Source organism: Terrisporobacter sp. (assembly GCF_017888745.1).
In the GTDB taxonomy this organism is placed as follows: Bacteria; Bacillota; Clostridia; order Peptostreptococcales; family Peptostreptococcaceae; genus Terrisporobacter.
On record NZ_JAGHFM010000188.1, the window covers coordinates 1 to 17,228 of the forward strand.

Below are 17,228 nucleotides of genomic sequence, written 5' to 3' on the forward strand. Positions count from 1 at the left end.
AAACATATTCGCTCGTACTAGATGACATTAGACCTCCATAAGTTAATAAAAATTCTACTTTATCACCTACCTTATAGTCATATTTTGTGTTACTTACATCTAATATCATATGATCTGAACTTGCACCTAATATTTCTATATGAGCGTCCATTGGAATCAAAGAGTCAATATTTATATCCTGTTTACCTATAGCTATGATTGCCCTTTTTAAAATTCCCCTATCTTCATAAACAGGCTTGTTTCCAAAAGCATCCACTCCTATTTCACCAATAGGAAACGATGGTTTTTCCTTACATTCAACTATTTGGCATACTAATTTAAATGCATCTTGATATGTTCCTTGTATCTTCTTACCATATGCTGTTTCTCTGCCAAGTACTATAGATTCACCTATTCTCAAATTATTGATACCTTCTGGCATATTATTATTTACCATTAAATCTATAGAACTTGAATTTCCTCCAGATACTATTTCTAAATTTATTCCAAATTCATCTTCTATCTTATGTGCTATACTTACCAACCTACCTGTATTTTCTCTAGATGGTATAATTGCTCCATAACAAGTTAAATTTGTGGCTATTCCGACTATTCTGATATTTTTTAATCTTAATATCTCTCTTATACTATTAAATAGTTCTTCTTCATAAAAATATCCTTCTCGTAAGTCTCCTAAGTCAAACATAATAGCTATCTTGTGAATAATATTTTTACTTTCACATAGTGCATTTAATTTCTTTATAGTTTCTAATTCTGAATTAAAACTAATATCACAATAATCAACAACTTCTTCCAACTCACTCATCATAGGTATTCTAAGCAATATTTTAGGTAAATTTATATCTTGTAATTTTTTCAAGTTTTGTACTCTTGAGTCTGCTATATAATCTATTCCTTCATTACATACTTGTTCTACTATTTCTTTTTGCGCACAAAATGATTTAGTTACAAAAGCTATATTTATATTTTTTTCATGGCACATTTGAGAAATTATTTTAGCATTATGTTTTAATTTATCTATATCTATTTCTAATCTAGGGTACATAATTTTTCCTCCTCAAACTTCAAACTTTTTAGCATGAGCTCAAGAGATGCCTTTTCATATTTTTTAGATAAAACACCCACAGATGCCATAATATAGTCATTATCTATCAATATCCTTGTTTTTTCCTTTGGAAATAGTAATTCCTTATTTTTATTATATCTAGTTATATAGTCTAGTATTTGAATTCTACCAGGGAGTCTAGTAAGCGCTCCCCCTGTACCAACTATATATCTTACTTCTGTTAAATCTTTTCCTTCTGCAATTTTACTCTTTCCACTAGTTCCATAAATATTTCTTATTTTCCCTGCATGCCTTAGCATCGCTTTTATAACAGCTTCTTTTGTCAACCTCTCTACAAATAGTATTTCTTCTTTTGAGTTTGGTATTGGTGGATAATTATTTATTATAGAGTCAATATCCATAGATAATTCATTTTGTAAATTATCTTTTCCTATAACTTCTACTATATTTTTCATATTTACATATACACCTAGATCTCCTTCAACACTTCTCTTCGATACAGGTTCAGGATTAATTAAAATTCTATTGATATAATCACTTCCACCTGTAACAGAGTGTACATCAGTAGTAGCTCCACCTACATCTATAGTTAATAAGTCTCCAATATTTTTATATAAAAGTTTAGAGGCTTCCATCACAGCTCCTGGAGTAGGAGTAATATTTTCATTAACCATGTTTTTAATATACTTCATTCCTGGTGCCGTAATTATATGCTCTTCAAATACATCTTGAATTATTTTTCTTGTAGGTTCAATATTTAATAAATCTATTTTAGGATATACATTTTCTGTTATATAAAGCTTATAATTCGTATCTTCAAATATTAGCCTTATTTCTTCTTGATTTTCAATATTACCTGCATATATAACTGGTATGCCTAAATTCATAGAAGCAATCATCTCCGCATTATAAATAGCAGTATCTCTTTCACCATAATCAACTCCACCAGCAATTAAAATTATGTTCGGATTTATTTCTTTTATTTTATTTAAATCAGTCCTTTTAATTCTACCTGATGTTACTTGACGGATTACTGCTCCAGCTCCTAAAGCAGCTTCTTTAGCTGCCTTTACTGTCATATCATAAACTAATCCATGAACAGTCATTTTTAATCCACCTGCTGCGCTAGAAGTTGCAAACATATCATTATACTCTATATCATCTACAGATAATTTATTAGCCAAATCTTTAATAGCACCTGATAAGCCATTTCTTACATCGCCACCTTCAAACACTGTTGTTGGAGATTGACCCTGACCTAAAAATATAGGATTATCAGAGTCAATATCTTGGAAAGCATTTACTACTGTGGTAGTACTTCCAATTTCAGCCACCAACACATCTATTTTTAAAGAAGATTTTTTATTTTCCATTATTGATTATTCATTTCTCTTCTTTTTTCAACTAAGAAAGTAGCTACATGTATACCTTTGCTATTTCTTCCAAACCCAGCATCTACTCCTTGTTCAACGGCTATTTCAGGTGTTACTTGTGTGCCTCCACAAGCAATCATGATTTTATCTCTTATACCTTTTTCTATACAGTAATCATTTAATTTCTTCATATTTTTATAATGAATATCATCATGACTTATTATTGTAGATGCAAGTATTGCATCAGCATTCAGCTCAATTGCTGCATCTACTAATTTTTCTACAGGTACAGAAGTTCCCATATAATGGCATTCTATACCATATTTTTCAATACCACCATGTTTTATATCTATTATTTCTCTTAAGCCAACTGAGTTTTCATCTTCTCCAACTGTAGCTGCAACTATTTTCATAGGCTTTTCTTCTATATCTGCTCTTATTTCTTCATCAGTTAATACTTTAGGTTCTTCCGGTATTACTAAGTCTTTTAAATCTATATCAAATGGAACTCTTCCCTTCATTTCAATCCTAGTTCCTTCAGATTCATGCATAACTTCTCTACTTATAACTTCTACTTCTTGTAAGTTCATTTTTTTGCCAAATTCAAGAGCTGCAAACTCAGCTGTTCTTTTATCAGTAGGAAGCATCATTGTTATCATTACAATTCCATCTGCACACCATTCCATTTCAGGCTTGATTTTAGTTCCATTTCTGTACTCTTGTGATTCTTCCAATCGATTTTCCACATTGTCAAAATCATCAAGTTCATCAATATATATTATTTTCTCTGGATTTTCAAATGTGCATCCGTCTATTAATACTGATGGATTATCTATAGCACTTTCATCATATTGAGCAACATTGTTATATCCGAAGTGAGCAGTTACAGGCGCCAAATAATCTTCATCTCTTTCATAAACAGTACCTTCTCCAACGCCACCTTTTATTTTCCTAGATATTCCATCTCCATTTCTTTCTGGATAATTTCCTGAATCAACAAAGAATCCTTGTTCTACAGACTCAAAATATCCACCTACTTCAAGTATTTCTTCCATATATAATACTGCTCTTTCTTTAAGTTCTCTTGCTTTATCTCTTAATTCTCCCACATCTTTAAGTTCTATCATATCCATAAGACCATCCATGCCAACTAAGGCTTGCTTAGCTGTATCACACGCTTCTATATTATATATATGCCAAGGTACATTTCTTCCTTCATCCGGTGTTATAGTTGATTGTATATCAGCTCTAGTTAAAACTGATGTCAATAAATTTAATACATGAGTAACTGTTGCTTCTCTGGTTGATGATTCCATATATTTAGTATTCATTTGCGCTCTCATTTTATAATCACTAAATAATTCTCTAAGTGCAACAGCATAAGGTAGGTCTATTCTTAAGCATGGTGCTGGAGGAGCTGTTGGTGGAACTGTTGATAAGCATATGTTAGATTTGTCTATTCCTACTTTTTCTGAGAATATAGAGTTTAAAGCATGTTGAACCATAAGTTCAGGCATTACCTTCCAAGCTTCTCTAGCAGTAGCATTAGCATTATGTGCTCCATCTATTTGAGCCATGTTAGCAAAAGCCATGATTTTTTTAGCTTCGCAAGCATCTACAAAAGACCTTACCATATTTATATTTCTATACAGTACATTATATTGTGGATCTTGATGTGCTCCATTAACTCCTTCCTCAGCAAACATTACTGCTACCTCAGGACCAGCAACACCACTTACATATGAGTGGTAATTTATAGGTCTTCCGACTTCTTCTTCTATAAAATCAAGAGCTTTTCTTTGCGCTCTTACTTGTTTCCTTGTTATCGGAACTCCCCCAATACCTTGAGGTGTACCTTCTATAAGTCCATCAAAATGTGACTGTCCTGCAGTTCTAATAACCATTAAGTGATCAGCACCATGATGAGCTGCCATTCTCATTCTTCTTATATCATCCTCAAATCTACCAGAAGCTATTTCAGTAGTTATGACTGGACTTGGTTGGGGGTCTATGTTATTAAAATACTTAGATGATGGTAAACCTACACTATTTTCTAAAGGTTTCGTACATTCTTTATATTCAAATGGTCCCATTTCAAGTTTTTCAACATGTTCTCTCCATACCCATCCTCTTCTTTTAGGTTTATATTTATCTAAATCTTTTAATATATAGTCTATATCTAACTTTTTATTTTCCTTTAACATGATTCTACCCCCTCTCTAAATAAATCTGTAACTTCATCCCAACATTCACCATTAACTAATAATAAACCAGCCTCTCTAACATTTATATTTTTAGATTTAGCTAACTTATAAACCACATGTCCTGCACCTTTACCTATAAGACCTCTTTCCATAACCCCTTCTAAAATAGGTTTTACTTCAAGAGAAGAGAACCCCATTCTCAATAAAACAGATCTTTCTATCGATGGTGTTGTATTTTTTTTACCAAGTTCTATCATTGGATCTACTATCTGACTAGCTAAACTCCAAAATCTTTCTTTTAACTCATCATCACTTAACTCTTGAAGATGCTTTCTTCTAGATTGAAAATCATCATCTCTTTTTTTCATAAATAATCCCCCCATCCACATCACTTCAAGTGAATTTTTTACCTATTTATTTCCTTACAATAAAAAATAATAATTATTATAAGTTATTTAAAACATCAACAACAAAATCTCTTGAGCTTTTTGTTTCTTTCATTAAGAACTCTATATCTTGATTACTTAGTTCATTAACCTCATCAATATTATTATGAGATATACAATTTTTTATAAATGATTTTCTAATTTTATCCATATCAACATCAACACATTTTAATAATTCTGGCCTTTCCGGTAATATTAAGTTTACTCCTGCAACTTCTTCTCTAGGATTTCCAAATTTTATATCTATTCCATTTTCTCTTGCAAAAGTAAGTTGTGGACATATGTGTTTGCCCGCACCTGTATACTCAGTCTCTTGCACTACTATTATTTGATCTTCATTTAATTCTTGAGCCAAAGAAAATGCTGCTGCTAAAGATGTATTCCCTGCAGGACCTCTTTCAATACCTTCTAATTGAGCCAGTAATTCAGTTGTATAGAAAACCTCACCTTGTTTTACAAGAACATATCTATCCATATATCTAAGTGGTCTAGCTGCAGATCTAGGTACATCAGATCTATCAGGCCATGTGCAAAATGGTATCCCAAAACCTGTATGTCCTGTTGTAAATGATTTTTTATTAAATTGATTATCACTTGCCATATGCAATCCTTTTAAATCAACACTAGCTCCTACTACTTTTGTATTAAGTGCGCCAGCTTTTATTAATCCCCTTGCAGTTCCAGTAAGGTTACCTCCTCCTGCATTTGTACAAACAACTATATCTGGATCTTGTTTATATTTTTCTCTAAATTGAATAGCTAACTCATATCCTAAAGTTTCCACACCTGCAATTCCAAATGGTGAATATAATGATGCATTAAAATATCCTGTTTCCTCTAATAAAACTAAGAATGTATAAAATAATTCTGGTCCAACAGTTAATTGAACTACTTCTGCTCCGTATGCTTCACATTTTCTTGCTTTTTCTATAATTTCAGGCTGACCTACACCTTTAGAATCATAACATTCTTGGACTATTATGCATTTTAAACCTTGCATTGCTGCTTGAGATGCTACTGCTGCACCATAGTTACCGCTAGTAGCTGCTATTACACCTTTATATCCCATTTTTTTAGCATGGTATACTGCGGTAGCCGCTCTTCGTGCTTTAAAACTACCAGATGCATTCATAGCTTCATCTTTTATGAAAATTCTAGCTCCTTTACCTTTTAGTGCACACGTTCTAGCTAACTTAGTCAAATTTTTAAGCTCTATTATAGGAGTATTTCCTACAGCATATTGCGATTGAATAGCTTCAATATCTTGTAATGTATATCCTGTTCCACTCATCATTTTTTCATAATCAAATCCTATTCCTTCTTGTTCAAAAGATGAGTAGTCCAATCCAATTGCATTTTTCATTATTTCATTATTTCTCCCCATAACTGCTTGGTAACTCATATCTTTAATTGATGCTGTATTATTCATTATCTACACCTCCAAATAATATTTCTTTAGCCTGTATTCCTATTTGGAGTAACTCTGGTATACATTTGCCATAATCATGAGTATAGTATGGATTTACTTTAAGTAAATTACCTTTTACAAGTCTGCCTGTAATAGTTTTCACTTCTACTAAATCTCCTATATAAGCATCTTTTTGTATAAATCCTTTAACCCACATTTCTAATGGTACTTTCTTAGTATCGTCTGGAACTTGTGGAGCTCTTTCTTCTGGAGTTAGCACTATATTGTGTATAATAACCCAATCATTAACTTTAGCGTCCATTTTTTCATCCCCTCATTAACTATTATTTTTTATTTAATTTTGATTCTTAATCTAACTCAACTTCTATTTGATTTCTTATGTCACCCATTATTGCTCTAGGCACCGGTATATCTAACATAGTTTTAAGACCTGGTCTAGCATTTATTATTAATGGAATAGAATTTACTATCATCGCATAAGTACCTACTCCTCCAGGTATTTCAGGATTTATTTGTAGATCAATATTTGGTATTCCTTTTATTGATATATAATCTCCTGTTTTAGTTCCTTCAGCTTCAGGTATTATTTGTTGTGGATGTTCCATTTCAATTAAAGTTTCTCCGTTTACATATCCATATCCACATTGTCTACATCCAGCAACATTTCCAGCCAAAGCTTCTCCGTACTTAGATTTTCTATTTACTGTAGTCATTATTGGTTCTTTTGTTTGTTCTATTTTATCTAGTTTCCATCCTACCCCATCAGCTATCATATTTATTGATTCTACAAATCCTACATGACCTGCTATAGTATCATTTTCTACACCTTTTATAAACTCTTCTTTGCTTACACCAACACCTTGTTCTACCATAACTGCTTTTCCAAATGGTGATAAATCATTTACTCTCTTAGCTTTTATGCTATCAACTTCTTCACAAGTTCCTGAAAGCGCTAATACTAGTAAATCTAATACAAACCCTGGATTTATTCCTGTTCCAAGTACACTTACCCCATTCTCTTTTGCCGCTTTATCCATTTGTTTAGCTAAATCTGGATCAGCAGCTTGTGGGTATGCCATTTGTTCTGCTGTTGATATAACATTTATCTTTCTATTTAGTAAAAACATTATTTTATCAAAAGCTTTTTTAGTAAATGAATCCGTTGCTAATAAAACAACATCTGCACTTTTTTCTTTAAAAGCTTCTTCATAATTTCCATTAATAATAACTTCTTGTCTTTCCCCTCTTTCAATTCCTAAAACATCATACATACTTTTTCCTGAGGTACTTCTACTACAAACAGATACTATTTCTACTCCTTCTTTTTTTAGAATCATATTTGCCATTCCTGTTCCCATAGCTCCAAATCCCCATATTCCAACTCTTACTTTTCTCATATATACATCCCCCTAAAATATTTATATTATTTACTAATTATTTAAAGCATAAATCATGCCAACTTTAGAATGAAAATAAATAATTATTAGAATATTGAAATTATAACCATTTCATTATGTTTTTTCATAAATAACAAGTAATATTTTTCTAATTAATAAAAAAAGAGCAATAATTTTTGCCCTTTAGAAAAAAATTTTGCTCTTTTATAATCTATTAAAATTTTTAATATTGTATTTTTTCATTTTATACTGTAAGTTTTGTCTATTCATACCTAGGATTAATGCAGCTTTGGTTATATTATAACCTGTCTTTTCCAATGATTTATATATGTACTTCTCTTCTATATCACTAATAATATTATCAAGTGTCTTATTCTCTAAATCATGTAAAGAATAATTGTTATTTTCTTTTTCTTCTTTTATATTATAATAGTCATTTAGAATAATCATACTTGCTTCAATTTGTATATCATCCTCCATCATACTCATAGTAGAATAAATAGTATTTTCCAATTCTCTTACATTCCCTTGCCAATCATAATTATTCAAAATCCTTATAGCTTCATCTGAGATACTTGCTACATTTTTCTCTAACTTCTTATTGTACTTTGTAATAAACTTTTTGCATAATATAGGGATATCATTTTCCCTATCTCTAAGTGGAGGAATTTCTATATGTATTACGTTAAGCCTATAATATAAGTCTTTTCTTATTTTATGTTCATTCAAAATAACTGATGGACTTTCATTTGTCGTTGCAATAACCCTTACATCTATAGGTATATCTTTAGTTCCTCCAACTCTTCTTACATAACCTTCTTGTAAAACTCTTAATAATTTAGCTTGTAACATCATAGGCATAGAATTTATCTCATCTAATAATAATGTTCCCTTATTAGCTTGTTCAAATAAACCCGGTCTATCTATGGCTCCAGTGAATCCACCCTTTGTAGTTCCGAAAAGTATACCTTCAAATAATGCTTCTGGTAAAGCTGCACAATTTTGTGCTATAAACGGATAGTTCTTTCTATTACTTCCATAGTGAATTGATTGGCTAATTAGCTCTTTACCTGTTCCAGTTTCACCATATATAAAGACTGATGCATCAGATTTACAAGCTCTCTTAGATCTTGATATTGCCTCTTTCATTGAGCTACTTTCACCCAGAATATCATCGAATTCATATCCTTTCTTTTGTTTATTACTCATTTTACTAATTGGGTACTCTTTATTTTTTATAACTTCATTTGATAAATCCTCTATAGCAGTTACATCCTTTGATATTTCAAGTGCTCCTATAAATTCACCTTTAATCTCAATTGGTATTGTTGTATTAATTGTTGTTATTTCTTTTCCATTTTTATCTAAATATTTTTGTATATTATCCTTGATGATTTGTTTTTTCTCCAGAACTTCTACTAATGTACTTCTATTTATTTTCATTTTATCCACTACATCAAAAAATGAATTATTTAAAATATCATGTCTATTCATTTTTTCCATTTTTTCTATAGAATCATTGTAGATTATAGTCTTTCCTTCTTTATCAACAAAATGTACTCCCTCATCGATGTTTTTTAATATTTTATCCATTATCTTAAAATATATTTCTTGATTCAACCTTATCACCCCAACACAAAAATAAATAATAATAAAAAAATTAAAACACTCTATATATTTATTTTATCACATATTATGATTTTTTTATGTGTGATATATTTTTGAATCAATATTTTATATAAAATAGGTATAAAACCTCTACATCAATTATTATACTCTAATAAACTTTTAAAGACTAAATTATCAATAGTTTTTGCTACACCACTCTCACTATTTGTATCTGTGACATAGTCAGCTATATTTTTTACACCTTCTTCTGCATTACCCATAGCAACACCAGTTCCTACAACTTCTATCATACTAACATCGTTGTAATTATCACCAAAAGCAACAATTTCTTCCATATTAATATTTAATAAATTAGAAAGAAATTCTACAGCCTTACCTTTAGTACTTCCTTCAGCCATAATTTCTAAATTATTTTTCCAAGATGAAGTTATTTCAACACCATCAATTTTATTCAAATCCTTTCTTACCGTATCTATTAATTCAACTCTATCAAGTTCCATTAAATTAAATTTTAATATGTTTTTATTTTTTATAGATTCCTTCAAATCTTTTTTAAATATGATTTCACACTTATCTGAAAATACTTTTTTTATAAAATCTATAATTATTTGTTTTTCTTCTTCAGTATCATATTTTTGAAGCACTATCTCATCTGTATAAATTTGATATTTTAAATGATATTTATCTAATATATCTATTATTTGTATACATTTATCTTGAGCTATAGAATTACAGTATAAAACCTCATCAGTTATAGGATTTTTTATTATAGACCCATTAGATGAAATTATAGGCATCTTCTCTTCTAAAAAGTCTATATGAACTTTAGCTGATTCATGAAATCTCCCTGTTGCAAAAACTACTTTTATCCCCATATCTTCTGCTTTCTTTAATGCAATTTTATTATCTTCTGTAATATTATTGTCTGTACCTAACACTGTACCATCCATATCTGTAACTATCATCTTATAATTATTCATGCATATTACCTCATTTTTAAATATTTATCTATTGTATATTTTATCATAAATAAATTAAATCTAATTTTATAATAATATTTATTTATATTAAAAATATTTTCAAAAAAATAGTATAAATAATTAATTATTTATACTATTTCATTATATTTTTATATTAAATTTATGTGTTAATATTTTTTATAAATCTTGAGTGACTTCACTTACCACTTCATCATCTTCTAATAATTTCAATTTTTTAGCGACTAACTTAGTAGTACTACCTTGAAGTATTAAAGTTATCAATATTGTCATAAAAACTATGGAAGAAATAATTTCATACCCTGGTAATTTCATAGTTGTTATTATACCACAAAGAGCTGCTGGTATAACGCCTGTTTCTCTAACCCACATCATAAATAATAATTGATTCTTATTCCACTTAGCTTTTCTATCTACTAAAGCGCATACTAATACAACTATTGGTCTTACTATAAAAATAAATGCCAATACTGTTATTAGTGATGGTACAAAATATTTAAATAAAATATCTAATTGAACTTGGCTACCTAGTATTATAAATATACACATTCTACATATAGTTCCTAATGTTTCTACAACATTGCAGTCAGCATCATAGTATTTTTGACTTAGCCATAACTTGAAGTTTCGTTTATTACCTGTTATCAAACCGACAATAAAACAAGACATATACCCGCTTCCACCTAAGTAAGTTGATAGTTCATAAGCTATTATAACTGACAGTATGGATATAATAGGAGTATATTCTTTAAAAATTCCTTTCGGGCTATCATTTACTAAAAATAATAGAGTAAGCCCAGTAACTACACCTATAATTATACCTATAATAGTCATCATAAAAAGACTATATAAATTTCCTTCCAAAGAGAAATTATCTCCTTGAATAATAGATAAAATAGCAACTGTTAGTATAGCTCCTGTTGCATCATTTAATGCTGACTCACTTATTACAGTTTGTTTAACCTTTTTATCTATCTTAACTTGATTAAATATAGGTACTATTGTTGCTGGATCTGTAGATGCTACTATAGCACCAGCTAATAAACAAGTTATAAAACTTACTTCAAAGCTAAAACTTATAAACTTTGCCATTAAAAATGTTGAAACTACTACCCCTAGAGTTGATAATAAAATTACTGTAACCTTAACATTTTTTAGTACCTTTAAACTGACTTCTTTCCCCCCTAGGTATAAAATAAATGCAGATCCAAATGTTAATATTAATTGATTTTCCAATTGAAATTGACTTATGTCAATCATATGAAATACTGATGGTCCTAACAAGATACCAACAATTAAGAATAATACTACGTCAGGTATATTTATCAATTCACTACCTTTACTACATATAATCCCTGTTATAGCTATAGTAGCTAAAAGAATTAATAATTGATTACACGCTATTGCATGTATTGAGGTCTCCATAACATCATCTCCCCTTCTTATACTGAAAGACCTTTCAAATTTTATAATTTAACTATATTCTATTATAAAACAAAAATGACCATTTATAATGGTCATTTTTGTTAAATTTGTGTTACGTTAAATTATTATTTAACACATATTAAATTATTTTTTTACATCATATTAAAGTATTATTCAACTACTGCTATTACTTCTATTTCAACTTTTACATCTTTAGGTAATCTAGCAACTTCTACACAAGCTCTAGCTGGTTTGTTTTCTCCAAAGTATTCAGCATAAACTTCATTTATTTGAGCAAATTCATTCATATCTTTTATGAAAACTGTAGTTTTAACTACATCAGAGAAATCAGCTCCTGCTTCTTTTAATATAGCTTGTAAATTCTTTAAAGATTGAGCTGTTTGAGCTTTAACATCTCCTTCTACTATTTCCATTGTTTCTGGAACAAAAGGAACTTGTCCTGATATAAATAATAAGTTTCCAGCTTTTACTGCTTGAGAATATGGACCTATAGCAGCTGGTGCATTATTCGTATGTATTACTTCATGTTTCATGTTATGTTACCTCCTAAAATTTCATATTCTAAAATTTTGTGTAATGTTTACCTTTAATATTATACACCTTTTTTTATGTAAAATCATCAAAAATGGCTAGATATCTAGCCATTTTTTTCTAATCATATTATCAATCTATTTTACAACGATGTTTATTAGTTTTTTAGGAACAGCAATAACTTTTACTACATTTTTACCTTCTATTGCTACTTTAACTTTATCATTTTCTAAAGCTACTTTTTCCATATCCTCTTTTGATATATTAGCATCCATAGATATTTTAGCTCTTAATTTCCCATTAATTTGAACAATTACTTCAACTTCATCTTGAACTAAAGCTGCTTCATCATATTTAGGCCAACTTATATCAAATACACTACCTTCTTTACCTATCATAGTCCATAATTCTTCACCAACATGTGGAGTAAACGGTGCTAAGATTGTTACTATAGTTTCGATACCTTCTCTTATTATTCCTTCGTTTCTAGTATCTAATTCTTTGTATTTGTACATTTCATTTATTAATTCCATTAATGATGCTATAGCAGTATTAAATCCGAATTTTTCACTTAAATCAGCAGTTACTTTTTTAAGCGTTGAATGTATAACTAATCTCATAGCCTTATCTTCTTTTGTTACAGCTTTTACTTCTGCATTAGATTTAGCTATTTCAGCTAATTCATCTACTAATCTATAAACTCTATTTATAAATCTGAAACATCCTTCAACACCTTGTTCAGACCAGTCTAAATCTCTTTCTGGTGGAGCTGCGAATAATACAAATAATCTAGCCGTATCTGCACCATACTCGTCTATTATTTCAAGAGGTGATACAGTATTTCCTTTAGACTTACTCATTTTGCTACCATTCATTAAAACCATACCTTGAGTTAATAAGTTTTTAAATGGCTCATCAAAATCAACCATTCCCATTGATTTAAACGCTTTAACGAAGAATCTAGCATAAAGTAAGTGCATTATAGCATGCTCTACCCCACCTATATATTGATCAACTGGCATCCATTTATTTACTATTTCTGTACTAAATGGTTCCTCAGTATTTTTAGGGTCTATGTATCTTAAGAAATACCAAGATGAATCTACAAAAGTATCCATAGTATCAACTTCTCTTCTTGCTTCTTTTCCACAGTGTGGACATGGAGTAGTTTTAAATTCTTGCGAAGTTGTAAGTGGAGAATCTCCTTTTCCTGTGAATTCTACATCTGTTGGTAATAATACTGGTAAATCTTTTTTATCTACTGGTACTATTCCACAATCATCACAGTAAACAACTGGTATCGGACATCCCCAATATCTTTGTCTAGATAATAACCAGTCTCTTAATCTGTAGTTAGTAGTCTTTTTACCTCTATTGTCTTTAGCTAGTTTTTCAACTATTTTTTCAAATGCTTCAGAAGCATCCATACCATTAAATTCTTCTGAATTTATCATTTTATTATCTTCATCTATAACTGGTATTACTTCTAAATCATATTTCTTAGCAAAATCACCATCTCTATCATCATGAGCCGGAACTGCCATTATTGCACCAGTACCATAATCAGCTAATACGTAATTTGCTATCCAAACTGGTATTTTCTTACCGTTTACTGGATTTATTACATATTTACCTATAAACATACCTTCTTTTTCAACATCAGAAGAAGTTCTTTCTATTTCAGTTTTAGTATGCATTTTAGCTATAAAAGCATTTACATCTGCTTCATATTCAGTCCCTGCAACTAACTCTTGAACTAATTCACTTTCTGGAGCTAAAACCATAAATGTAACACCGTAAGTAGTATCTGGTCTAGTTGTATAAACTGTCATAGATTTATCAGTTCCATCTACATCAAATACTAATTCAGCACCTTCTGATTTTCCTATCCAGTTTTTTTGCATTGTTTTAACTTTTTCTGGCCATCCATCTAATTTATCTAAATCATTTAGTAGTTCTTCTGCAAAAGCAGTAGTTTTGAAATACCATTGTTCTAAGTCTTTCTTAACAACTATAGTATCACATCTTTCACATTGACCTTGAACAACTTGCTCATTTGCAAGAACAGTCTCACATGATGGACACCAGTTAACGAAAGATTTCTTCTTGTATGCAAGTCCTGCTTCTAAAAATTTTAAGAATATTTCTTGTGTAAATCTATAGTATTCTGGCGTAGAAGTTGCTACTTCTCTTTCCCAATCATAACTAAGACCTAATAATTTTAATTGTCCCTTCATGTCTTCTATGTTTTCCATAGTCCATTTATGTGGATGTATTCCATGTTTTATAGCAGCATTCTCAGCTGGTAAACCAAATGAATCCCATCCCATTGGGTGAAGTACATTATATCCTTCCATTTTCTTAAATCTAGCTACCACATCACCTATAGAGTAGTTTCTAACGTGTCCCATATGTATTTTCCCAGATGGATAAGGGAACATTTCTAAAGTATAATAATTTGGCTTTGAAGTATCAGTTGTGTTAGTTTTATATTGATTATCTTCAACCCATTTTTGTTGCCATTTCTTTTCAATTTGTTTAAAATTGTAAACGCTCATTATTTACCTCCTTAGTTAATTTATTGAAATAATTTCCATAGATAATATTTTATCCAATTTAACAAATTTTACTTTGTTTTATATATATTAAAAAATCCCCGTCCTAAACTTCACGTTTAGGGACGAGGATATATATTCGCGGTACCACCCTAATTAGTTTACATATGTAAACTCTCTTAGATAGTCTTTATGCCAACTACGGCCAAATAATTTTATGCTAGCAAGTTCAAAAATAGTTTATACTAGTTTTCAGCAACCACTAGCTCTCTGTAATAAACAAAATTTCCTACTACTCTAACTTATTTGAATGTATTATTTATTTTCCTATAATATTAGCACTTTTATGCTAAAGTGTCAACATCAACGTATGGAGCATCTTTCCATAACTTTTCTAAGTTGTAGAATCCTCTAGTTTCTTCATTAAATATGTGAACAATTACATCACCATAATCAAGTAATATCCAAGTTTGCGTATCATATCCTTCTTTTGCTCTTGGCTCTACTCCTTGTTCAGTTAAAGCATCTTGTACATTATCAGCTATAGCTTTTACTTGTCTACTTGATCCAGCTGTAGCTATTACAAAATAATCACAAAGACTTGATACTTTTCCTATATTTATTATTGATATGTCTTGTCCTAATTTATCATCAATTGCATCGTATACAATTTTTGTCATCTGTTCAACAGTCATTTTCTGTCTCCTTTCGTTTTTAAAAGTACTTTAGATATTATAACACAAATATTCAATTATATATACAAATAAAATTACCTAAAATTTATCTATATTATGCTAAAATATTTGACTATATAATTGAAATCTAATAGTTTTTATTATAATCAGATAATTAACATTTTACAGTTTTATTATATATTATTGTATTTCCTTTAATAAATAATTTCTAGCACTTACAGTTCTTGGATGTATTAGTTGATTTCTCTCAATAACATATTTGATAGTATTATTAAAAGATAATAATAAAGCTTCATCTAATTTCCCGCCATAAGTTAATTCTCTTAGCTCATCTACCAAAGGAAACTTTCTCCCATCTTCTATTAAATCTGCCATATATATTATTTTCTCTAGAAGTGTCATATTTTCTCTACCTGTTGTATGATATTTTACAGCATTTATAATATCTTCTTCCTCAATATTAAATACATCCTTAATAATATATGAACCTATAATACTGTGAGATAAAGCTAGGTTATTTTCTTCTAAAGGATCTAGTTTTATATTAAATTTCTTAATACTGTATTCAACTTGTTCATCATTAAAATATTTTGCACAATCATGTATTAAGCCAGCTATTTTAGCTTTTTCAATATCACAATCATATATTTTACTTAATTTGACAGCACACTGGGATACACTTCTAGAGTGCTTTAATCTTTTTTCAGGAAGCATCTCTTTTAATTTATCTTCTATATTTTTATAATTCAATTTATTCAACTCCATAATTATATAAACATTTTTCTTTTATATATGTTTCCACATTTTCTGGTATTAGATACCTAACTGACTTACCTTGTTTTAACTGATCCCTTATATATGTAGACGATATATCCAAAGATGGAACATATACGTTTATTATTTTTGCATTATATTTTTTCTCAAGTTTTTCAATATAATCTTGAGCTCTAAGCAAACTTATACCTGGTCTTGTAGCAGCTATAAACGTAGCTAATTTAAAATTTTCTGCAACATCTTTCCAGGCCTCTATGTCGCATATAGCATCTGCTCCTGTTATAAAAAATAATTCGCATGTTGGATATACTCTTTTTAACTCCCTCAATGTATCTACAGTATAAGTCTTTCCATTTTTCTCAATTTCCATATCAGAAACCACAAAATTTTCATTTTTTACTGTAGCTAATAATACCATATTATAACGATCTTTTTTATCTGTTATATTCCAAAATTTATGAGGAGGGTTACCAGATGGTATGAAAATAACTTTATCTAAATTATATTTACATCTAATAAACTCAGCTGTTGCCAAATGAGCATAATGTATAGGATCAAAAGTTCCTCCTAAAATTCCTATTTTTAATTTGTCAGCATTATCCATAAAATTAGCTAGCTTTTCGTTATTTTTCAATATAGATTTATGCACTATATCGTTAATCCTCATTTTTATTCTCCTTTTTAT

15 protein-coding genes and 1 other annotated feature are annotated in these 17,228 nt (G+C 29.6%); all 15 genes read right to left on the bottom strand.

What is annotated here, in order from left to right:
* The coding region (gene orr, locus J7G74_RS09135) for an ornithine racemase Orr (protein WP_297134416.1) at positions 1 to 1,045 on the bottom strand (1,045 nt) is incomplete at its 3' end.
* Positions 1,030 to 2,439 (bottom strand): GlmL-related ornithine degradation protein, encoded by a 1,410-nt coding sequence (locus tag J7G74_RS09140; RefSeq protein WP_297134418.1) that lies wholly within the window; start codon positions 2,437 to 2,439, stop codon positions 1,030 to 1,032. The genes orr and J7G74_RS09140, both read right to left, overlap by 16 nt.
* Positions 2,439 to 4,643 carry a D-ornithine 4,5-aminomutase subunit OraE gene (oraE, locus tag J7G74_RS09145; RefSeq protein WP_297134420.1) on the bottom strand — a complete coding sequence of 735 codons (2,205 nt, stop codon included), beginning with the start codon at positions 4,641 to 4,643 and terminating at the stop codon, positions 2,439 to 2,441. The genes J7G74_RS09140 and oraE overlap by 1 nt, the downstream gene beginning before the upstream one ends.
* Complete coding sequence (locus tag J7G74_RS09150) at positions 4,637 to 5,011, bottom strand: ornithine aminomutase subunit alpha (RefSeq protein ID WP_297134422.1); 375 nt, start codon at positions 5,009 to 5,011, stop codon at positions 4,637 to 4,639. Before J7G74_RS09150 ends, oraE begins: the two co-directional genes overlap by 7 nt.
* 76 nt (positions 5,012 to 5,087) lie before the next feature.
* Positions 5,088 to 6,518, bottom strand: coding sequence for a 2-amino-4-oxopentanoate thiolase subunit OrtB (gene ortB, locus J7G74_RS09155; protein WP_297134424.1), 1,431 nt, complete (start codon positions 6,516 to 6,518; stop codon positions 5,088 to 5,090).
* The gene (ortA, locus tag J7G74_RS09160) at positions 6,511 to 6,819 is read right to left on the bottom strand and encodes a 2-amino-4-oxopentanoate thiolase subunit OrtA (RefSeq protein ID WP_297134427.1); all 309 of its coding nucleotides are present in this window, start codon (positions 6,817 to 6,819) and stop codon (positions 6,511 to 6,513) included. The genes ortB and ortA overlap by 8 nt, the downstream gene beginning before the upstream one ends.
* Positions 6,820 to 6,865: 46 nt before the next feature.
* A complete protein-coding gene (ord, locus tag J7G74_RS09165; RefSeq protein ID WP_297134430.1) occupies positions 6,866 to 7,915 on the bottom strand; it encodes a 2,4-diaminopentanoate dehydrogenase in 1,050 nt (349 codons plus the stop codon).
* A 204-nt stretch (positions 7,916 to 8,119) separates the two neighbouring features.
* The gene (locus J7G74_RS09170; protein WP_297134432.1) at positions 8,120 to 9,535 is read right to left on the bottom strand and encodes a sigma-54 interaction domain-containing protein; all 1,416 of its coding nucleotides are present in this window, start codon (positions 9,533 to 9,535) and stop codon (positions 8,120 to 8,122) included.
* 143 nt (positions 9,536 to 9,678) lie between these two features.
* Positions 9,679 to 10,524: a Cof-type HAD-IIB family hydrolase gene (locus J7G74_RS09175; RefSeq protein WP_297134434.1), complete on the bottom strand. Its 846-nt coding sequence runs from the start codon at positions 10,522 to 10,524 to the stop codon at positions 9,679 to 9,681.
* A 177-nt stretch (positions 10,525 to 10,701) separates the two neighbouring features.
* A complete protein-coding gene (locus J7G74_RS09180; protein WP_297134436.1) occupies positions 10,702 to 11,967 on the bottom strand; it encodes a cation:proton antiporter in 1,266 nt (421 codons plus the stop codon).
* Between the two features lie 170 nt (positions 11,968 to 12,137).
* A complete protein-coding gene (locus J7G74_RS09185; RefSeq protein ID WP_297134438.1) occupies positions 12,138 to 12,521 on the bottom strand; it encodes a RidA family protein in 384 nt (127 codons plus the stop codon).
* A 135-nt stretch (positions 12,522 to 12,656) separates the two neighbouring features.
* On the bottom strand, positions 12,657 to 15,077 hold the full coding sequence (gene leuS, locus J7G74_RS09190) for a leucine--tRNA ligase (RefSeq protein WP_297134441.1): 2,421 nt from the start codon (positions 15,075 to 15,077) through the stop codon (positions 12,657 to 12,659).
* 115 nt (positions 15,078 to 15,192) lie between these two features.
* Positions 15,193 to 15,382: a binding site (T-box leader), on the bottom strand.
* 36 nt (positions 15,383 to 15,418) lie between these two features.
* Positions 15,419 to 15,769 carry a ribosome silencing factor gene (rsfS, locus tag J7G74_RS09195; RefSeq protein ID WP_297134444.1) on the bottom strand — a complete coding sequence of 117 codons (351 nt, stop codon included), beginning with the start codon at positions 15,767 to 15,769 and terminating at the stop codon, positions 15,419 to 15,421.
* A 180-nt stretch (positions 15,770 to 15,949) separates the two neighbouring features.
* Positions 15,950 to 16,519, bottom strand: coding sequence for a bis(5'-nucleosyl)-tetraphosphatase (symmetrical) YqeK (gene yqeK / locus J7G74_RS09200; RefSeq protein WP_297134447.1), 570 nt, complete (start codon positions 16,517 to 16,519; stop codon positions 15,950 to 15,952).
* A 1-nt stretch (position 16,520) separates the two neighbouring features.
* Positions 16,521 to 17,210, bottom strand: a complete 690-nt coding sequence (gene nadD / locus J7G74_RS09205; RefSeq protein ID WP_297134449.1) for a nicotinate-nucleotide adenylyltransferase — start codon at positions 17,208 to 17,210, stop codon at positions 16,521 to 16,523.
* Between the last annotated feature and the right edge of the window lie 18 nt (positions 17,211 to 17,228).